12 protein-coding genes are annotated in these 21,450 nt (G+C 36.5%); 7 read left to right on the top strand and 5 right to left on the bottom strand.

What is annotated here, in order from left to right; genetic code table 11:
- Positions 1 to 76 precede the first annotated feature (76 nt).
- A complete protein-coding gene (locus DD649_RS06505; protein ID WP_294104876.1) occupies positions 77 to 1,462 on the top strand; it encodes a DASS family sodium-coupled anion symporter in 1,386 nt (461 codons plus the stop codon).
- 65 nt (positions 1,463 to 1,527) lie between these two features.
- On the opposite strand, the gene DD649_RS06500 is transcribed toward DD649_RS06505, so the two are convergent.
- Complete coding sequence (locus tag DD649_RS06500) at positions 1,528 to 2,463, bottom strand: filamentous hemagglutinin N-terminal domain-containing protein (RefSeq protein ID WP_294104874.1); 936 nt, start codon at positions 2,461 to 2,463, stop codon at positions 1,528 to 1,530.
- Between the two features lie 195 nt (positions 2,464 to 2,658).
- Here DD649_RS06500 and DD649_RS06495 point away from each other — a divergent pair, with 195 nt between their 5' ends.
- Positions 2,659 to 8,742 carry a TcdA/TcdB pore-forming domain-containing protein gene (locus DD649_RS06495; protein WP_294104872.1) on the top strand — a complete coding sequence of 2,028 codons (6,084 nt, stop codon included), beginning with the start codon at positions 2,659 to 2,661 and terminating at the stop codon, positions 8,740 to 8,742.
- 53 nt (positions 8,743 to 8,795) lie between these two features.
- On the opposite strand, the gene DD649_RS06490 is transcribed toward DD649_RS06495, so the two are convergent.
- A complete protein-coding gene (locus DD649_RS06490; protein WP_294104870.1) occupies positions 8,796 to 11,957 on the bottom strand; it encodes an efflux RND transporter permease subunit in 3,162 nt (1,053 codons plus the stop codon).
- 15 nt (positions 11,958 to 11,972) lie between these two features.
- Positions 11,973 to 13,160, bottom strand: coding sequence for an efflux RND transporter periplasmic adaptor subunit (locus DD649_RS06485; RefSeq protein ID WP_294104868.1), 1,188 nt, complete (start codon positions 13,158 to 13,160; stop codon positions 11,973 to 11,975).
- Positions 13,161 to 13,294: 134 nt separating this feature from the next.
- On the opposite strand from DD649_RS06485, the gene acrR reads away from it, so the two are divergent.
- The 3 genes from acrR to mscK all read left to right on the top strand — a co-directional run bounded on the left by acrR (position 13,295) and on the right by mscK (position 17,843).
- Complete coding sequence (gene acrR / locus DD649_RS06480) at positions 13,295 to 13,936, top strand: multidrug efflux transporter transcriptional repressor AcrR (RefSeq protein WP_336429632.1); 642 nt, start codon at positions 13,295 to 13,297, stop codon at positions 13,934 to 13,936.
- 70 nt (positions 13,937 to 14,006) lie between these two features.
- A complete protein-coding gene (locus tag DD649_RS06475) occupies positions 14,007 to 14,360 on the top strand; it encodes a DsrE/DsrF/TusD sulfur relay family protein (protein ID WP_294104862.1) in 354 nt (117 codons plus the stop codon).
- A 105-nt stretch (positions 14,361 to 14,465) separates the two neighbouring features.
- The gene (mscK, locus tag DD649_RS06470; RefSeq protein ID WP_294105074.1) at positions 14,466 to 17,843 is read left to right on the top strand and encodes a mechanosensitive channel MscK; all 3,378 of its coding nucleotides are present in this window, start codon (positions 14,466 to 14,468) and stop codon (positions 17,841 to 17,843) included.
- Positions 17,844 to 17,849: 6 nt separating this feature from the next.
- Here the strand turns inward: mscK and DD649_RS06465 are convergent, their stop codons facing one another.
- Both DD649_RS06465 and DD649_RS06460 read right to left on the bottom strand, forming a co-directional pair.
- Entirely contained in the window at positions 17,850 to 18,026 is a 177-nt protein-coding gene (locus tag DD649_RS06465) for a YbaM family protein (RefSeq protein ID WP_294104860.1), read from the bottom strand.
- Positions 18,027 to 18,079: 53 nt separating this feature from the next.
- Positions 18,080 to 18,628 (bottom strand): primosomal replication protein, encoded by a 549-nt coding sequence (locus DD649_RS06460; RefSeq protein WP_294104859.1) that lies wholly within the window; start codon positions 18,626 to 18,628, stop codon positions 18,080 to 18,082.
- Positions 18,629 to 18,771: 143 nt separating this feature from the next.
- Between DD649_RS06460 and apt the strand changes: the two genes are divergently transcribed.
- Together apt and dnaX are read left to right on the top strand one after the other, a co-directional pair.
- Complete coding sequence (apt, locus tag DD649_RS06455) at positions 18,772 to 19,323, top strand: adenine phosphoribosyltransferase (protein ID WP_294104857.1); 552 nt, start codon at positions 18,772 to 18,774, stop codon at positions 19,321 to 19,323.
- A 154-nt stretch (positions 19,324 to 19,477) separates the two neighbouring features.
- Positions 19,478 to 21,409, top strand: a complete 1,932-nt coding sequence (dnaX, locus tag DD649_RS06450) for a DNA polymerase III subunit gamma/tau (protein WP_294104855.1) — start codon at positions 19,478 to 19,480, stop codon at positions 21,407 to 21,409.
- Positions 21,410 to 21,450: the final 41 nt, after the last annotated feature.

The raw sequence follows: 21,450 nt of genomic DNA, 5'->3' as shown, positions 1-21,450 counted from the left end.
TCTATATTCCACGTCTCGTAAATAAATTTTAACAATAATACTCGAAACTAATTTGCTTCCGAGCTACGGAGTTTATATGGACGCTTCTGAATCCTTGACACCAGCAGTAGGACCTACCCCACCAAATAAAAGGGGATGGATTATCTTAGCTGTTGATATAGTAATATTAATTTTACTTTTGAAATATTTACCTTTTGACGATAAAGCCAATGCAGGCTTGGCAATGATGGTTTTTGTGGGAGTCCTTTGGTTAACTGAGGCGATTCACGTTACGATAACTGCTCTATGTATTCCAATTTTAGCAGTTGGTTTAGGGCTAATGAATACTGGTGATGCGCTTAAATCTTTTGCAAATCCGATCATTTTCTTATTTTTCGGTGGATTTGCATTGGCAACCGCTTTGCATATTCAAGGCTTAGATAGATTGATTGCCAATCGATTACTGATGGCTGCTCGTGGACGACTTTCTGTTGCTGTTTTGCTGCTGTTTGGCGTAACGGCACTGTTATCAATGTGGATTAGTAATACTGCAACGGCAGCGATGATGTTACCTTTAGTGCTTGGTATTTTATCTAACCTCGATGTTCGCCATGAACGTAATACTTTTGTGTTCGTATTATTGGGCGTGGCATATAGTGCCAGTATCGGTGGTTTAGGAACGATTGTAGGTAGCCCTCCAAATGCAATCGCCGCTGCGGCGTTAGGTTTAGATTTTCTATCATGGATGAAATACGGTATTCCAATCATGGTAGTGTTGTTACCCATGATGTTTGCTTTGATGTATATGATGTTACGTCCAAATCTTAAACACCGCTTTGAAATAGAATTAGAACAGGTTGAATGGAACGGTAAACGCATCACTGCAATGACTATCTTCTTATTAGCAGTAGTTTGTTGGATTACGAGTACTTTTATTAGTGAAGCACTCGGTGGCATTAAAGATTTAGATACAATTATTGCAATGAGTGCGGCAATTTTAATCGCTATAACAGGCGTTGCGACTTGGTCTCAAATTCAAAAAAATACTGAATGGGGCGTATTAATGCTATTCGGTGGTGGTTTAACTTTGAGTGCAATTTTAAGTACTTCAGGAGCCAGTAAGATTATGGCCGACTGGATGCAATTAACTTTTGGTGAGAGCCACTGGTTTATTATTATTTTAGCTGTTACGACCTTCATTATTATATTAACTGAATTTACAAGTAATACAGCAAGTGCGGCATTATTGGTACCTATTTTTGCAACAGTTGCAGAAGCATTAGGTATGCCTGTAATCGTATTGACAATGATCATTGGTATTGGTGCTTCTTGTGCCTTTATGTTGCCTGTAGCGACACCACCAAATGCAATTGTTTTTGGGTCTGGTTATATAAGGCAAATTGAGATGGTACGAGTCGGTGCGGTATTAAATGTTGCCTGTATCATTGTTATCTCACTATTTGCATGGTTCTTCTGGCTCTAGTAGACACTAATTTAGCATTGTATCTTTAGTATATAACGGCCTCATAATTTATGAGGCCGTTTGCATTACTGTATGGGTTTTGCAATGAGTATTTGCTGGTTTTTTCCTATTTGAATTTTTCCTGAACTAGCTACTGAGAAATCAGCATCTCCGCGTAATGAAAAATTCATGGTTTGAATAAGCCCTTTAATATCAATGTTATTTTGCGGACATAAAAAGCTATCTTTACATTGATATTGATGACTTTCAAATGAAATCAAGCGTCCAAGTAGCTTTGCATTCTCGCTTAATTCTAATTGACTACCTTCGCTATAGGGAATACTTGTTTTAAATTTAGAACCTGAACGAATAATACCTTCTCTTGGTGAAATGGAAGCACTTCCCGATGTGCTCAAATAGTTTTGTATGGCAGAGGTAATATTTATCGCATTTTGTAATTTAATTCGATCAGCAAATACGTTTAGTTTAGATAGTTGAATTGGTTGCGCTTGCTGCTGACTAATACTGATTTGACTTGTTGGGCTAACTGAAAATTTTAACTGGCTATAGTCTTCTAATGGTTTAGCTTCTAACTGTTTGTTTTTATTTTTTATATATTGCTTATCCATACTACCTGCGATAAGAGAAAGACTATTGATATTGCTTACGGTTCCATCAACCCATGAAATTCCATTAGGGTTGGCTATAATAAGATTAGCAGCCTGTCCTTTAATACCTAGTATTCCTTGAATTTTACTTTCTTCAGTTCCTGTCACTTCGGCTAATATTAATTTTGCTGCTTTATCAGTAAAGTTAATATTATCACCGATATCATTATTAAAAATAAGTCCGTGCTCATTAGATGATAAACTATCGAATGAATTGAATGAAATATCATTTTTAAGGGGGGCTTCAATATTAATGACTTTCGCTTTGGCTACATCAGATTGAGCAAAGACAGGGAAATTAAAGCAAGATAGAAAAGTAGTTGCTAGACAGATAAAAAAAGCTTCATTATTCATTACATCTCCTTGTAATAATAATCCTAATTGAAGTCATAAACCATAACTCATTTTTTGTTTTTATTCTTGTATCAAAAAATAATATAGGTGTAATGATTTATGTTATTTTATTATTCACATAAAAATTTCATTGTTTTCAATTACAATCTGTTTAGTCGTTAAAATGTTTTTTATCTATAATAAAAGGGAATTAATATGCTTAATGTGATAAATGAAAATGAAAGCAAGGGAATATTTTATGATTCATATTTTAATTTATTTTTAACAATTAAAAATAAAAATAAATTTTCAAATATGAAAAAATATAGTTTTATTTTACAAGCAATTAATGATAAAAAATTAAAGTCAGGCATGATTAGTGGTGTAAGATTAAAAAATAGGCTTGCCAGCTTGGATATTAAGTCATTCAAATCGAACTCATCAGAGTTTGTGATTAAAAATGCAATTAGCTTAGATTGTATCACTAATAAAATAAAAAAATCTTCTATAGTAGATATTCAATTTATTAAAACTAGCAGTTATTCCTATGAAATGGAGTTCGTAATCAATGCTTCAAAGAAAGACGCATCTATGATGGTTGAAGCTTATTTTCTAGGGTATAGCGAGACTAGTCAGTCAAATAAATCACCTGCATATATCGATATACCAAAACATCCATCTAAAACGAAGTTCTTATTTACAGGTACACTTTCTAGCTCTTCAGTAGTTGTTACAGAATTAAATGAAACAACATATCGGGTTTATCATGATGAGAGAGTTAATAGTTCGCTACTCTATGATAATGTAGTGATGGCTGTAGATTATAAGGATTATCAAATTAAAGGTGCTGATGTAGGTATTGGGATGGCATATATGCAATATGAAAATGAAACCTGGCAATTAGTATTGCAAAAACAAAAGTATGAAGTTATTAGCGGTGTACCAAAAGTTTATTTAAGAGATAATACAACTTCACTTTTAGTTCAATTTCCTTTAATACGAGATCAGATGGAGAATGTAAATAAATTTAAAATAGAACGTGATATGAAACATCAAGAGTTAATTGACGCAGCTAAAGAACTTGGCGTTAATACTGAAAATATATATGATATAGAATATAACCCTGGAGAGTTTTCATTATATAATATGAAAACAAGAACGTGGTCTAAGTTAGTTCAGGAAGTAAAGGATGTAATAAACTTTAAAACTAGCGCTTATTTTGTTGAAATAAATAAAATAAAAATTGAGTTGAGTGAGCTTGAATTTGAATCTGGTTCTAAAATAGATAGATATAAAAAATTAAAAAATGATATTTTTTTGATTGAGACTAAGTGTGACTATTTTAAAGTAAAATATAATAAATTATTATCTGAAGTCTTGATACTTGAAAGAAATTGGCTTTGGTTAAAAATAAAAAATATGGAAGGAAGTAGCTCAGTTATAGATCATAATTATGATGAATCAGTTGAATTAGGCAAAGGTGAGGAGTTTGACTCTTCAGTAGAACAGAGATTTAAATTTTTGCTTATGGATGATGTGAATCGTGATAATAGTCATTTTTTTTATGGTTATAATAATTATAGTAAGATCAGGTTCCCTATTTCTCTGGAAAATTTACCATCACTTGAATTAAAAAGAGTATATTTAAATTGCGAGTTAACAATAGAGCAGAGAGGGGCTTTAAGTCGTTATATTGAAATTGAGTTTGAGAAAGAATATATTGCACTAATTTTAATAAAAGGTGAAAAAATAAAAGAGTTTTTTCATCATTCAGGTTGTGACAATATACGACTTATTCCGCAGGATTTCTATCTACTGTCAGTAAAGGACAATAGTGGTGGTCGTTGTTATCCATTAGTTAGAGCTATGGCGGTGGCGCTAGCTAAAGAAGGGAAAACAGGGGCAGATCATTTAATTGATAAGCTATACTATGCAATATCTTTACCTGATGAAGAAAGTTCTAAACGATTAAAAACAAGTTTAATTACTTTACATTCTAATGTGTTAGCGAATCAAGCATCTATTTCAAATGGTATATTAAATTTGACTGAAATTCAGCATAAAATTTCAGAGTCTAATACAACACAGATGTATTCTCTTAATACGACAAAGCATGCCATGTTGTTAGGGAAAATTGTGAATTCGGAGGGAGCTATATATTATTTTTATGATCCAAACTTTGGGATATTTGGATTTAATGATGAAGCTAAGTTATTTAGTGGAATTAAAGAGTATATGTTAAAAAAGAAAATGGCGGCATTTTATAATGCTATGGGGAATGAAAAAGATCCCAAGTTTGAATTAATTACTATTGATATAGATAAAATGGCAGATGTTCCTATAGGTTCTGGTTTGATTGTTGATGATTTACATGATGCAAATAAATTAAATGAAATAAGTGAACGAAGAGCAAAAGTGAGTTTAGTTGCTGAACAAAAAAATGCTATCTATCATGATCTACAATTACAAGCATCATTACAAGTTATTGATGCAAAACAGTGGGGAGAAAGAATTGATGATGCAGTGAAGCGACTTGCGGATGAAAATCATCTTGATAATAAATGGTTAATTAATTTCTCTAATATTAAAAAATTAGCAGAAGGTGATTATCTAATACAATTTTTGCATCAGGATAAAACTGTAGAGCCTCGCTGGATAGAAACATCAGATAGTACATTTCTGGAATTTTCTCATTATTTTAGTCAACAAATAGATAAAATAAAAAATCATAATACTTTATCTAAAGATAGGTTTATACGAGAAGATAGTATAGATGATGTTGAAGCTGCAGATGGTTTAAATATGGGAATTGAGATTCAAACATTAATTCAATGGGCTAATAATAAAAATCGAGGTTCTTCACTGGGAGCTGAATCTAATTTGGGTATTGCATTAAAAATACATAGTTACGTTGGTTTCACTATGATGTCGCATGGTGCTATAAATGATATGTTTAAAGTGAGTAATGCCGTTAAATTATTATGGCAGGACGATGCCAGTACACTTAAAAGTAGTATGAATACCTTTACTTCCAGTGTAGCTCGGACTGCAAATGAAGGAATTGGACTTATTTTTAATGGCACATTAGTCGGGTTAGATATTTATGAATTGACGCAGTCTGAAACAGAGCCTCAAAAAACTATTTTTGGAACACAACTAGCATTTGATTCTGCATCACTGACGTTTGGTATCGCATCCATGTCGGCTGGTGCCGCTGGTGCAACTGGCGTTGCAGCATTCTGTGGTGGCGGTGGGGTGATATTCGGTGGTTTAGCTATTGGGTTTGCTTCACTTGCCGCAAATTTTGCAACGATTACGGAAGATGCTAAGGCTGTAGGGAGATATTTTTATTTATTGGATAAAGCTTATCAAGGGAATGGATTTGATTATATTTCGGATAGCGAATTTTTAGTGGCTCGGCAAGGGGGGATAATAGAGCTAATTGATTTTAAAAATAGCCGTATGGTCTTTGGTAGCCAGTATATATATCGTTCAGGAGAACATGAAGAAGGTGGGGGGGAGCGAAATTATTTTTTTTGGCCGTCATATGCGAATGTGATAAATCATGACAGAGAAGATTCATTGAATGTTCGCGAAGAAATGGGATATATAGAAAATACGCATTATGTAGATTATAATAAATCCAAGGCTATTATTTTACCGAATACACCTCGATCTTATATTAATTATGAGCATAGTATGCTACCGGGTTCAACTAGCAGAAATGATTTAGGATTTAATATTTTGAGAAGAATAGAGGGAAGTGAAAAATTTGATTTTGATTATTATACATTTCCATCTGAGTATATCATATCTAGTATTAAGCAAGAATATATTAAAACAAAAATTGATATTATATTAGATGATAATGAAAGACATTTAATTGTCCCGACGTTACCTAAAGAATGGCATGGGTTATTAAATTATAAAATAGAAGGATTTAATAGTAACTATCAAATTTATCTTAGTGAGGGTGTAGAATTAACATTGCTAAGTCATGAATTTAATAATAAGAAATCTAATTGGATTATTAACGTAAATTCATTGCCAAATAATAATGTTGAATTTTATTCAGGTAAAATAAAAGTTGGGGGTGTAACTATTAATCTAATATCTCCTGAAAATATCGGCTCGATTATGATTGTTGGTAAGAATAATGAAACTAGTTTTGTGGAATTAGACCATAAAATGGTAAAAATTATTAAAGAAGATGCTAGTAACTGGACAGGAAATCAAGAATCGGTTGATAAACATTTAAATATGTTATCTAAAAATCATCGATTATATGAGAAATATATTACGATAGATAATTATCAGCATAATGGGATTGATATAGGTAGAGCCTTTTACGATGTTGAAAAGAGTAAAATGTTTTATATTGAACCAGGCTATGCATCGGGGGAAAATGCGGTATTATCGCTAGTCGCGGATGGTCATGCATACATTAGCTTACCAGATGAGTCAGTTTTTTTTATTATTGATATCGATTCAAATAAAACATTGGTCAAGTACTGTTTTGACAATGATTTTGGAGAAAAAATTAAAGATATTAAGATATGGAAAATGAACAATTATATTTATATGAGCTGCATTTCAAAAGAAGATAGTCATGAAATTAAAAGTGTGTATCAATATAGTAATAATACACTTAACCTAGTGAGTGTATCTACTAGGGGGAAGATTTCATCTTATTTTGATTCGGAACAAGTTGATATATTTAAGAATGAGATGAATAAAAATGAGATGTTGTCTCTTTTATATCCTAAAATGGCATTTAATTATGATGTTAAAGGTAAACGGCTAAAAAATAAAGAAGTAAAACTATCTGATACCATTATGATTTTTGGAAAATTAAATAGTAATGAAAATATACGAGTTTGGTTACGGATAAAGGATTGTGTAGTAATAAAGGCCAATATAAAAAAAGATATTTCATATAAATTAGCTAATCAAGAGAATAAAAAAGTATCGCATAGTGATGTATATGAGGATTTAATTTATATTAATAGTCAATATAATGATGAAGGAGAAGAGGTTTTTTATTTTTATAATTCTAGTGATCATACTGTTTATTGGCAAAAAGGTTTACCTTTAGAGCTTCAAGATGACAGTGGGCCTATTGCGCAAGCAATTGATCTTAAAAATGTGATTAATGCTATTAACTGGGAGGGCAATTGCATCGCAATAACCAAAGATGGAGGTATATATCATATATCAACTACTGGGCTGCCGAGTATCATAGCAGTAAATGAGTTGTGGTTAAAAAAATACAGTATGTGGTTTAATGAACTAATGGTTCGTGTTGATAATGATACTATTATTTCAATTTTTGGACTAACGGATAAAAATAATGATTACTCCCTTTATGCTTGGTATGTAAATGAGGGACTTTTTGTTTCTACTGAATTTTCTTCGAGTAAAAAATTAACTTTTTTAGGTTATGATCGTTTAAAGGAGTCGATATTTATTTTTGATAGAGAGAATGGAAAATTATATTCACAAAAAAAAATAAATTCTATCATTGTTAACCAAGCATTTTCAAATGAAGGTGCTTTGATATATCCAGAGCTAATTAACAGTCCTAGTCAGCTATATTCTGAATTTAAAATTAAAGATATAAAAAGGAGTGGTGAAAATTTAATTTTAAAAACCTCAAATGATGATGTGATTATCCATGTTATTAATAGCTCAGTTAATAAAAATAGTCTTGATGAAAAAAGCTCAGTTTTTATTAAATCGGGTAGCAATGTTGATAACTTTTTAACTATGTATAAAAGTAGTGGTATTCGAAAAATTATTTTTAATGGTAAAGAGGGGCATGATACCTACATTATTAGTGAGTCAATGTGGAAAGAAAGTGAAACAATTATTATTGATAATAATGCTATCGATATGAAGACGGATGACCTTGTATTGATAATAAAAGATCTGAATCAAGTTGTAGTTGATCGAAATAAAGATGATCTAGTTTTTTTTGATGTGAAGTATCAGACAAAATTAATTTTTCGGCAAGTATTTGGCCCTCAGACAAAGCAGCACCAACATTTAAATATAATCTTACCTAATGAAGAAGAAAGCGTCAGACTTGATAAATTAATAGAAGTATATCAAGAACGTGGGCCCCTTATGACATTGCAGACTTATTATAGTAATGAAGATGTTACTACCTCTACTTTGATTGAATCTACATCGTCTATAGGAGCGGATAAAGATATCGGGATGGTTAGTGGTTTTAAAACAACAGAGCTATTAAGTAGAACAACTAATCTTTCAAATCATCTTTTTGGAAGAGGAATGTAAGTATATTAATCTATAAAATGCCAGTCTACTGACTGGCATTTTATAGATAACAATTAGCTATTCGTTGTCGGTGGATGACTATGTTCTACATCTTCAGATTTCTTCGAGAAACGGCGACGGATCACCACGAAGAACACTGGAACGAAGAAGATAGCTAGTGATGTTGCAGCAAACATACCACCAAGAACGCCTGTACCTACAGAGTTCTGGGATGCAGAGCCCGCACCATTACTAAATACCAGAGGAATAACACCTAACATAAAGGCTAATGATGTCATCAAAATTGGTCTTAAACGCATTTTAACTGCATTCAATGTTGCTTCAACCAATCCTTTTCCTTCTTTTTCCATCAAGTCTTTGGCAAATTCAACAATCAAGATTGCATTCTTCGCCGAGAGTCCAATGGTTGTAAGGAGTCCCACTTTAAAGTAAACGTCATTATCTAAGCCTCGTATAGAGGTAAAGAGTAATGCACCGATGATCCCTAGTGGTACAACTAACATGACAGAGAACGGAACAGACCAACTCTCATACAATGCAGCTAAGCATAGGAATACGACAATCAATGAAATTGCATACAGGGCTGGAGCTTGGTTACCTGCTAAACGTTCCTGATATGACATACCTGTCCACTCATAACCGATACCAGCAGGTAAGTTTTCGGTGGTCAGTTGTTCCATCATTAACATCGCATCACCTGTACTCTTACCAGGTGCAGCTTGCCCTTGAATATTCATTGCAGGCACGCCGTTATAACGCTCTAAACGTGGTGAACCAAATTTCCAAGGATCTTGAGATGTATCCAAGAATGCAGAGAATGGCACCATTTTACCGAGGTTATTACGGACATACAGATTGCTAATATCGGATGGTAACATACGGCTTTCAGCGTCACCTTGTACATAAACTTTTTTCACACGACCGCGGTCGATAAAGTCATTTACATAGCTTCCACCAAAGACAGAACTTAGCGTTGCGTTGATATCGCTGATTGCAACACCTTGAGCCTGAGCTTTTTGTTGGTCGATATAAACACGGTATTGGGATGTATCATCCTGCCCATTTGGACGGACACCTTGAAGCATTTCTGGATGTTGGGCCGCGAGTCCAAGTAATTGATTACGGGCTTGCATTAGTGCTTCATGTCCTAAGTTAGCTCTATCAACTAACTCAAAGTCAAATCCATCAGCAGTACCTAACTCAACAATTGCCGGTAGGTTAAAGGCGTAGATCATAGCCTCTTGCTTTTTGGAAAGCGCCATATTTGCACGTAATACAATAGCATCAACGTGGTTTTCATCACCTTTACGTTCGCTCCAGTTTTTCAGAACGACGAAAGCAAGACCCATGTTTTGTCCTTGACCTGCGAAGCTAAAACCTCCAACGGTAAAGACAGATTCAACATTCTTTTTCTCATCAACTAGGTAGTATTTAGTCACTTCATCTAGTACAGCCTGCGTCTGTTCCTGTGTTGAACCCGGCGGTAGCTGAACCATAGAAAGGAATACACCTTGGTCTTCTGCTGGTAAGAAAGAAGAAGGTAGACGAACAAACATTAGCGCCATGCCCGCAACTAAGACAAGATAAATCAATAAGTAACGGCCAGTGCCGTTAAGCATACGACTTACGCTATCAGTGTAGTGGTGAGCTTGTTTTTCAAATGTCCGGTTAAACCATCCAAAGAAACCTTTTTGACTACCATGGCTGCCTTTTTCAATTGGCTTAAGCATCGTTGCACACAGTGCTGGTGTTAAAATCATTGCTACCAGTACAGATAAAAGCATTGATGAAACTATGGTAATGGAGAATTGACGGTAAATTGCCCCTGTCGCTCCTCCAAAGAAGGCCATTGGGATAAATACGGCAGATAGTACTAATGCGATACCGACTAATGCACCTTGGATTTGACCCATTGATTTTTTGGTCGCTTCTTTTGGTGATAAGCCTTCTTCTTGCATAACACGCTCAACGTTTTCGACTACGACAATAGCATCATCGACGAGTAGCCCGATGGCGAGTACCATCGCAAACATGGTCAAGGTGTTAATGGAATAACCAAATGCCGATAAGATGGCAAAGGTACCGAGCAATACGACTGGAACCGCAATCGTTGGTATTAAAGTTGCTCTGATATTTTGTAGGAATAAATACATAACCACAACAACGAGCATGATTGCTTCAACTAACGTTTTTACCACTTCATTAATGGAAATCTTAACGAAAGGCGTTGTATCGTAAGGGTAAACAATCTCTAGGCCTTGAGGAAAGAATGGCTTCATATCTTCAAGCGCTGTACGAACGTTGTTTGATGTGTCTAGTGCATTTGCGCCTGTGGCTAATTTGATACCGATACCAGCAGCTGGCTTACCATTAAAGCGAGCGATAGTACTGTAGTTCTCAGCACCTAACTGAACTTCTGCAAGATCTTTTAAGCGAACTTGGGAACCATCTTGATTAACACGCAGTAAAATATTGGAGAATTCTTCAACATTATTCAAACGAGTTTGAGCGATGATGGAAACGTTTAAACGTTGTCCGCCAACAGGAGGAGTCCCCCCGAGTTGTCCCGCTGCGACCTGGTTATTTTGAACTTTGATCGCATTGATGACATCGGTTGTCGTCATATTGTATTTTACAAGTTGCTCTGGTTTGAGCCAAATACGCATTGCATATTGGGTACCAAACAGTTGGGTTTCACCAACACCGTTGACTCGGCTAAGTGGGTCTTTAACGTTTGATCCCACATAGTCGGCAATGTCATATTGCCCCATGGAACCATCATTAGAAACGAAACCTGCAACCATCAAAAATGAGCTTGTGGATTTATCAACACTAATCCCTTGCTGCTGTACTTCTTGTGGCAATAATGGCATAGCCAGCTGCAATTTATTTTGCACCTGAACCTGCGCAATATCACCATCTGTGCCAGCTTCAAAGGTTAATGTAATACTTGCTGAGCCCGATGAATCGCTGCTTGATGACATATATACCAAGTTATCGATACCATTCATGTTCTGTTCGATAACTTGAGTTACTGTATTTTGTACCGTTGAGGCATCGGCTCCTGGGTAGTTAGCTGAAATAGAAACAGCAGGAGGTGCGATAGTCGGGTACTGAGAAACAGGTAACTGGATAATTGCCAACAGACCAGCAAGCATGGTGATAATCGCAATTACCCACGCAAAAATTGGTCTTTCTATAAAAAACTTAGGCATTAATCAGCCGCTCCCTTATTTAGACTTTTCTTCAGGTTTAGCCTGATTGTCTATGGATTGCGTTTCTAAGTTAGCTTCCTTAGGAACAACAACAATGCCAGGTTTGATTTTTTGTAAGCCAATGACGACAACGCGTTCACCTGCTTGTAAACCATCAGTAACCAACCATTTGTTGCCAATAGCTTGTGCTGCTTTAACATTTCGAACTTCAATTTTATTCTCAGCGCCAACAACCATGACCTGAGAAGTTCCTTGAGCTGTACGAGACACCCCTTGCTGTGGAACTAAAATTGCTTTTTCAATAACGCCATCTTCTAAAATAGCGCGCACGAACATGCCAGGAAGAAGCTCTTTATTCGGGTTCGGGAAGACCGCTCTCATAGTGATTGAACCTGTTGTTTCATCAACAGTCACATCCGAAAACTCAAGTGTTCCTTTTTGCGCATATTCTTTGCCGTTATTATTGACTAAGCTTACAGGCGCTTTACCCACTTCTTTTTGAATAGAACCTTGTTCAATCTCATTTTTCAGACGTAAAAAATCATCACTTGATTGAGTTACATCTACATAGATTGGGTCGAGTTGCTGAACACGCATTAGCTCAGTTGCTTGACCACTTGAAACTAAAGCACCTTCAGTTACATTTGATTTGCCTGTACGGCCACTAATCGGAGCTGTGACTTTAGTGTAGTTCAGGTTAATACGTGCAGTTTCAACAGCCGCCTCGCTTGCTTTTACCGAAGCTAAAGCTTGTGCGTAAGTTGAGGTCGCTTGGTCATATTCTTGTTGGCTAATGTAATTTGTACCAATGAGTTGTTTTTGACGTTTAACGGTCAAACCGGCCAAATTTGCATTTGCTTGTGCTTTTGCAAGTTCTGCCTTTGCGCTGTCATAGGTAGCTTGGAAAGGTGCAGGATCGATTTGATACAAAGATGTACCTGCTTCGACATCGCTACCTTCTTTATAATTGCGTTGCAAAATTATCCCACTAACTTGTGGGCGAACTTCAGCAACACGAAATGCAGATGTACGGCCTGGTAATTCGGTTTTGACAGTCAGAGGTTCAGCTTTAAGCGTAACAATTCCTACCTCAGGCGCCGGGCGTTCACCGCCACCTTTCTGTTCATCGTTACAACCTGATAAAGCTAAGCCACCTGAAAGAACCAACAGAGCCAGAGGTAACACCCCTCTGTTTTTTCGCATAAGTAACCTCAATTAATCAATATGAGTTTTAAAATAAAAATAGGAAAAATGGTAAACAATAAGATTTATCACTATGCTATAATACAAACATACACGAATGTATGTAAATCTGCTTTCGATAAAAACGAGTCAAAATGGCACGAAAAACTAAACAACAGGCTGAAGAAACCCGCCAAGAGATTTTAGATGCTGCTATCAAAACATTCTCTGAACGGGGCGTTTCTGCCACATCATTAGCTGATATAGCTGCGGCAGCGGGTGTTACCCGAGGTGCTATATACTGGCATTTTAAAAATAAAGTCGATCTTTTTTATCAAGCCTGTGAATTTGGTGATAATCAAATAATACAAGCTGAAGAATATTATCGCTCTAAATATACCAACGATCCGCTCTCAATACTAAGAGAATTACTCATTTATATTTTGACTGATTTTATTGAGAGTCCTAAAAACAGAGCATTGATGGAAATTTTCTTTTTAAAATGCGAACTTGTTGGTGAAATGGCTGCTTTAGTTGACTTTAAAAGAGCAAACTATGTTGCGAGCCAATGTCGTATTTTAGATATTTTACGTGCATGTATTGATGCAGGACAACTTCCAGCCAACCTTAATATTGAATGTGCGGCTATAATGACACGTTCCCTAATGTCTGGTTTACTTGAAACTTGGTTATTACAACCCGAAAGTTTTAATATGAATCAATATACGATTACTTTGGTTGATACACTGTTAGAAACGTTTAAACATAACCCAGCAATACGGTTAAACGAAATCTGAACATAATCGCCGTTTAAATATAGCAAATTAAACATAGCAATTTAAATACAATCAATAGTTGGAGAGTAAAATGTCATCCATTCTGATTATAGCCAACGGCGCACCTTATGGTAGCGAAACATTATTCAATTCATTACGTTTAGCAATTACCATAAAAGAGCTGCATCCAGAAACGGATTTAAAAATATTTTTGATGTCAGATGCGGTGAGCGCGGGTATCACTGCGCAAAAACCAAAAGAGGGTTATAATCTTCAACAGATGTTAGAGATTTTAACGGCTCAACAGGTACCTGTTAAGCTTTGTAAAACTTGCACTGATGCAAGAGGTATAAGTGAGCTACCTTTAATTGATGGTGTCGAAATTGGTACTCTCGTTGAGTTGGCTAATTGGACACTCGAAGTTGATAAAGTTCTCACTTTTTAATGATGAGATTGCGTGCTGCAATTAAATTGCTAGCATGCAATATCTACCATTAAGTCGCATTTTAGATGAAGTATCATGAGTTGGGTTGTAATGAAACAGAACATTATGATGAAACAAGAAAATAGGTGGCTATACTCAGTGGGCGTATTTTTGACGCTTATTCTCTTTTTCTCCGCTCATGCAATGGCAATAACCACTAACAATTTTCCGAGTAAAAACGATATTAAAGCCGAGCTCAATACATTAAATAAAAAAAGTAATGTGAGCGAAGATAATAAATTAGCGATCGCAGATCTTGAAAAATCCCTTTCTTTTTATGATGAGCTAGATAAGTTAGATCAAAAGCTAGACGAACTGCAAAAAAAAATCAATCGTGCCAATGAAGAGTCCAAACAAGCGGTTCAAGGATTACTTCAATTAAAAAATCAAAGTGAAAATCAAGCTGCTAACTTTTCCAAAAAAATTGAAAATGTCAGCCTATCTCAATTAGAAGAGATGCTAACTCGTTATTTGGAGAATTTACAATCTGAGCAAAATGATTTAGCTACTTATAATAGTCAGTTAATTGGTTTACAGACTCAGCCCGAACGTGCTCAGGCTATGATGCTAGATAATGTGAGGCGATTACAAGAAATCCGCAATGAGTTAAACAGTACGATAAACGACTCGGTAAAATTACGGCCGACGCAAATTGATATGCTGCAAATTGAACAGTATTTATTGCAGCAACAAAATGAATTTCAAAAGCGTGTATTACAGGTTAATACGCAGCTACAAGATGTTTTACAGAAACAGCGTGATTATACCGCGGTTTATATTGAACAACTCGAAGGGCATATCCAACTTATTCAAGAGGTGATTAATAATAAGCGCCTTAATGACTCTCAATCCACAGTGAGAGAAGCTCAGAGTACCTCTGAGGCTGGTATACAGGTACAACAAAATCCGATTATTCAAAAAGAAATTGCGATTAATAATCAACTGAGTAATCGGTTGATTGAAGCAACACAAGGTAGCAATAAATTAGTACAAAATGGTATTCGAGTAAAAGCCTGGTTAGAAAGAGCGACTCAATCGGAACGCAATCTTAAAGAGCAAATTAATGTTTTACGGGGAAGTTTATTATTATCGCGTATTTTATTTCAGCAACAAATTGATTTACCTGCTGATATTTTAACTAAAAATTTACCGATTACTATTGCTGATTTACGTCTTGAGCAATTTGATGTTAATCAGCAACGGGATGTGTTGTATCAAGTTAATGATTATATTACTAATTTAGAACGTCAGCAGGCTGTGACATCGGGAGATGAACACGTTACATCCGATCTTTTTTCATCGGAAGATAAAGCGGTATTAGTGAGATTACTGGATGTCCGTCGTGAACTACTGGATGAATTAAATCTTCAGTTAGGTAGTCAAATCTCTCAAGCGATTAATTTACAGTTAGATCAAAATCAATTATTGAGTGTCATAAGTTCGCTTGAAAATACGTTAGCTCAACAAATATTTTGGGTTAATAGTAATAAACCTATTGATATTGAATGGGTGAAAGCTTTCCCTGAAGCCGCGGCAGCACAAGTCAGTAGTTTTGATTTTAACCTGTCTACTGGCAGTCTTAAAAAGGGATTTACTAACTCAATGTTGGTTGTTATTCCCTTGCTCTTTATTGCATTAGCCTTTATTTGGTTAAATCGGAAAATTAGCAATAAGTTACATGATATAAATAAAAGCCTTTCTAGTCTTAGGCAAGATAGTATTTTAAATACGCCTTTTGCCTTGTTATTGACGTTATTACAGACGATACCTGTTTCTCTTGTGGTGATTGCTGCGGGTTATTGGTTTTTGAAAACAGGGAATGCACAAGGTGAATTTGTTTGGGCTTTTTGTTTACAATTTGCTATTTTTTGGATTTTGTTTGAACTGACCTTTAGAATATTAAAACCAGAAGGTATTGCTGAGAAACATTTTTCAATCGAAAAAGAAAAAGCGGCCCAAATTCGGCGCAGGATGCTTAGACTATCCATCCCTCTAATTCCATTAATTTACTTTTCAACTTATGGCGTGACTAACCCACTTAAGGTCTCTGATGATGTGATTGGGCAGCTCGTTGTGTTGGTTTCATTATTGCTGTTGTGTGTTTTTACTATCCCATTTTGCAAAGAAGTTTGGCGAGAAAAAGGCAGTCATTTGACACGCTCAGTTGTGATAACGATGCTGACGTTTTCCCCTTTGATACTGATTGGCCTCATGATGGCGGGGTACTATTACACCACATTAAGATTAGCGAATCGCTGGCTTGATAGCCTTTATCTTTTATTGTTGTGGTATATCACTTACAGCACTTGTTTAAGAGATTTAACACTGGTTGCGCGGAAACTGGCGTATCAACGAGCTCTTGAGCGTCGTGCGATGCTTAAGCAAGAAGATACTGAAAATGAACCAATCAAAGAACCCCCAATGACAATTGAATTGATTAGCCAACAGTCATTGCGCTTAACCACGATGGTGCTATTCATCATCTTTGCCCTTGGTTTTTATGCTATTTGGTCTGATTTTATTACTATATTTTCATTTTTAGACAGTGTGAATTTATGGAGCTTTACCACGACTTCTCCTGAAGGGGGAAATATTCTTCAATCGGTTACCTTGGCTAATCTGATCCTCGCTTTGGTTATTATCGTGGTGTCTTGGATTATGACGAGGAACTTACCCGGTTTATTAGAAGTATTGGTGTTATCACGTTTAAAGCTAAGACAAGGCTCAACTTATGCGATCACCACTATATTGACCTACATAATCATTGGTATTGGTACTATAACCTCGATGGGGATGATTGGAGTCACTTGGAATAAACTACAATGGCTTGCCGCTGGGTTAACGGTGGGGTTAGGGTTCGGTTTGCAGGAAATTTTTGCTAACTTTGTTTCAGGGATCATCTTATTGTTTGAAAGGCCGATCCGTATTGGGGATACCGTTACAATTGGTACTTATTCAGGTACCGTGAGTAAAATTCGAATTCGTGCGACTACCATTATTGATTTTGATCGCAAAGAAGTGATCATCCCGAATAAAGCTTTTGTTACAGAACGGCTGATCAACTGGTCTCTTTCCGATACGGTTACTCGGATCACCGTGGCATTAGGTGTAGCTTATGGCTCGGATCTAGATAAAGTGAAAGAAGTCTTATTGAGCGCAGCGACATCAAATAGCAAAGTAATGACAGAACCCGCGCCAGGCGTTTATTTTACCACCTTTGGTGCAAGTACTTTGGATCATGAGCTGCGCTTTTACGTCCGTCAAATAGGCGATCGTGGGACAACTAGCGATGAAGTTAATCGGGAAATTGATAGACTATGTCGAGAGAATGATATCAATATTGCCTTTAATCAGTTGGAAGTGCATCTGCATAATAATAAAGGCGATGAAGTGCAAGAAATTAAACGCATACCTAAAGAAAATAATGATAAAACGGATGATTAATAAGTGTTAGCGTGATTTTGGGCATTCATCGATGATGTCTGCTGCTTGTTTGCTGAGATAGTCATTTTTCACAATATCAAGGGCTTTCAGTACGATCTCTGTTTTAATGTCAGATGACTCTAACAAATAGATAAGATCAACGGCGAGTTGGGTTTCAATTGGGGCGTCCTTTAATGAATTCATCGATATTCCTTTATCTATCTATTTTCAGATTCTGGTTTATTTCATTTGTGCGTTTATTCTAAAAACTGGCCTTCTTGATGTTCAATGGCTTTTTCAATACGTAATAAGGCTTGTCGACAGCGATATAAACGCCCCGCTAAAACTGCCAGTTCTTTTTGACATTGATATTGCTGTGTTTGATTGGTTAAGCCACTTAAATACAATTCTTTCTCACTGACCATAGCTTGTAAACGACGTTCGAAGTCTTGATGTTGAGATAAACGCTCGTATAAATCAATATGTTCTTTTTTCTTCGTGAAAGAGGTCTCTTTTTCGCGTAATGGCTGTGTTGAAATTTCACGTGAAATAGCTTGTATTTGATGAACAATTTTCTCGGTCAGAAAATTGACTTGCTGATTGTTGTTCAAAGAAACACTGTGACAAAGTTGCTGGTAGAGTTTATTTAATTCATTTTGGCAATCGCCAAGGCGTGCCGATTTATGACTAAATAGCTGTAGATCAAAACGAGATTGCGAAAATTCTTGGTCTTTTATTGGTTCTATTCGAGTTTCTAGCTCAATAATTTGCGTTTTTAACGCATCTAAAAGCGCCTGTATTTTCATTTTTTGTGCTCAATAAAGGTGAAAAATAACGGAATATTGATATCCAACAAGAAAACTCACCGCAAATAGACGGCTTCTTATTGCATTTTTATGGTACTTTACATAGATTCTACCTTTTCGTATTTACTATATTGGCTTTTATTATGACTGCTAAAGAGCAACAACTGCAATTGATTAAAGAAAGTATCGCATCTATTCCTGATTATCCGAAGGAAGGTGTGTTATTCCGTGACATAACTACATTGTTAAATAACCCAGCTGCATACCAAGCAACGATTGATATGTTAGTTGAACATTATGAAAACAAAGGAATAACTAAGATCGTTGGTACTGAGGCTCGTGGTTTTCTGTTTGGGGCTCCGGTTGCATTACGTTTAGGTGTTGGTTTTGTACCTGTACGTAAAAAAGGCAAATTGCCGCGCGAAGTATTAAGTATGACTTATGATCTTGAGTATGGCACTGATACACTTGAGATCCACAAAGACAGTATTCTTCCTGAAGATAATGTTTTAGTTGTTGATGATTTATTGGCCACTGGTGGCACAATTGAAGCGACCGTTAAAATGATTAAACAACTTGGCGCAAAAGTTGTTGAAGCGGCATTTATCATCAGTCTACCTGACTTAGGTGGCGTTGAACGCTTGGCTGAGCAGGGTATTAGTTCATATAGCCTTGTCGAATTCCCTGGCCATTAATCCTCTTTTCCCCACTATTTTAATCACAGCCTCGCCGTAGAGGTTGAGGCTGTGATAGCATGGTACTAATATTATATTTAATGACTTATTATATTTAATCGCCGTACCATTTATTGTACTTTATTAATGACCATGTTTAATAACTGTGGAATCCATGAGCTATCAGGTACTTGCCCGTAAGTGGCGCCCCCAAAAATTTTCAGATGTTGTTGGTCAACAACACGTCTTGACCGCACTGGCTAATGGGTTGGAGCATCAGCGGCTTCATCACGCCTATCTTTTTTCGGGTACTCGCGGCGTCGGAAAAACGACGATTGCGCGTTTGTTTGCGAAAGGACTCAATTGTGAGACTGGCATTACGGCAACGCCTTGTGGTCAATGTGCTAATTGTCTTGAAATTGAGCAAGGGCGATTTGTTGATTTGATTGAAATTGATGCGGCTTCTCGCACTAAAGTTGAAGATACGCGTGAATTACTTGATAACGTTCAATATGCGCCAGCAAGAGGTCGTTTTAAAGTTTATCTTATTGACGAAGTGCACATGCTCTCTCGTCATAGCTTTAATGCACTATTAAAAACGCTTGAAGAACCCCCTGAGCATGTGAAATTTTTACTTGCGACGACGGATCCGCAAAAGCTACCTGTCACGATATTATCGCGCTGTTTGCAATTTCATCTTAAAGCACTTGATGTGACGCAGATTGCAGAGCAGCTTGAAGTTATTCTCAATGCAGAAAATATTGAACATGATAAGCGTGCTCGTCAGCTAATAGCACGTGCAGCCGACGGCAGCCTACGTGATGCATTAAGTTTGACGGATCAAGCCATTGCAATGGGGCAAGGTGTGGTCACGGGTGATATCGTTAGTCAAATGCTTGGTACACTTGATGATGAACAACCATTGGCAATTATTGAAGCCTTAGTACGTGCAGATAGTATGGCGGTGATGGCGCAAGTTGAACAGGCTGGTACTCGAGGTGCTGATTGGGATAATTTGCTGGTTGAGACTTTATCTTTACTACATCGAATTGCCATGATCCAGCTATTACCGGCAGAAAAAGAAACAGATCCATCGTCAACGGAAGGTCGTTTAAGGCAAGTTGCAAGAGTCGTTTCTCCTGCGGATTTACAACTTTTTTATCAAATTTTACTTGTTGGGCGTAAAGAGATGCCTTTTGCTCCAGAGCGGCGCATGGGGGTGGAAATGACATTGCTTAGAGCATTAGCTTTTCATCCTAAAAGTATAATTGAGGAAGTTGAAACGCCGCCAAGACTAGTGCAAAGTGTGCCAACGCAATCCGCACCAACTGCGGTTAATCGTCAAGCTTTATCAAGTCCAAGTGCTGATAACTTACCTGAGAATAGCCCGACCTTACAGCTCTTAAAAGCAAGGCAGGCGCTTCAAGTTCCTCAAAATGAGGATCCTGACTCAAAAAAGTCTAAACCGGCGATGCCTCAAAAGGCTAAGCCGGCGGCATCAGCACTTGAAAGGCTGGCCGCGGTGACCAGCAAATATCAGCAAAATATTGAAAGTAAAGCCTCGGAAAAAGGGAAATCCGTAAAGCCGAAGCATTATCAGTGGCGTCCACAGAATGAAGAGGTATTAGAACCTAAAAATACCCTGACAACGCCAACTGAAATTAAAGAAGCTTTAGAGTATGAAAAAACACCTGAGTTGGCGGCTAAAATTATTGAAGAATCTCGAGAGCGAGATAGTTGGTCAGGTGAAATTGCAAAATTAAATATTCCAAAGCTAGTTGAACAATTGGCTTTGAACTCATATAAAGAAGAATTAAATGAATCGCAAATTATTTTACATTTGCGACCGGTTCAGCGTCATCTTGATAAACCCGCTGCTCATGCAGCATTGCAAGAAGCATTGAGCCAACATTATGGTCGTTCTGTTGAACTAAAAATCGTTCAAGATGATAATACAGCGGTAAAAACACCACTTGAATGGCGACAAGCGATTTACGAAGAGAAACTGGCGCAAGCTCGTCAGTCTATTATTGCGGATAAAACGATTCAAAAATTGCAATCAATGTTTGATGCGCAGCTTGATGAAGAGAGTATTCGCCCCGTTTAACGCTACAGTGATTACTGTTATATAAAGTAAGCTGTGGCCTC

Source organism: Providencia sp., assembly GCF_003533305.1.
Lineage (GTDB): Bacteria > Pseudomonadota > Gammaproteobacteria > Enterobacterales > Enterobacteriaceae > Providencia.
The sequence above is the reverse complement of the archived record's forward strand: the minus strand, read 5'-3'. Positions and strand labels throughout refer to the sequence as shown.

Coding starts and splice junctions, on each gene's coding strand:
- DD649_RS06505 (WP_294104876.1), top strand. CDS start 77: ATGGACGCTTCTGAATCCTTGACACCAGCAGTAGGACCTACCCCACCA.
- DD649_RS06500 (WP_294104874.1), bottom strand. CDS start 2,463: ATGAATAATGAAGCTTTTTTTATCTGTCTAGCAACTACTTTTCTATCT.
- DD649_RS06495 (WP_294104872.1), top strand. CDS start 2,659: ATGCTTAATGTGATAAATGAAAATGAAAGCAAGGGAATATTTTATGAT.
- DD649_RS06490 (WP_294104870.1), bottom strand. CDS start 11,957: ATGCCTAAGTTTTTTATAGAAAGACCAATTTTTGCGTGGGTAATTGCG.
- DD649_RS06485 (WP_294104868.1), bottom strand. CDS start 13,160: ATGCGAAAAAACAGAGGGGTGTTACCTCTGGCTCTGTTGGTTCTTTCA.
- acrR (WP_336429632.1), top strand. CDS start 13,295: ATGGCACGAAAAACTAAACAACAGGCTGAAGAAACCCGCCAAGAGATT.
- DD649_RS06475 (WP_294104862.1), top strand. CDS start 14,007: ATGTCATCCATTCTGATTATAGCCAACGGCGCACCTTATGGTAGCGAA.
- mscK (WP_294105074.1), top strand. CDS start 14,466: ATGATGAAACAAGAAAATAGGTGGCTATACTCAGTGGGCGTATTTTTG.
- DD649_RS06465 (WP_294104860.1), bottom strand. CDS start 18,026: ATGAATTCATTAAAGGACGCCCCAATTGAAACCCAACTCGCCGTTGAT.
- DD649_RS06460 (WP_294104859.1), bottom strand. CDS start 18,628: ATGAAAATACAGGCGCTTTTAGATGCGTTAAAAACGCAAATTATTGAG.
- apt (WP_294104857.1), top strand. CDS start 18,772: ATGACTGCTAAAGAGCAACAACTGCAATTGATTAAAGAAAGTATCGCA.
- dnaX (WP_294104855.1), top strand. CDS start 19,478: ATGAGCTATCAGGTACTTGCCCGTAAGTGGCGCCCCCAAAAATTTTCA.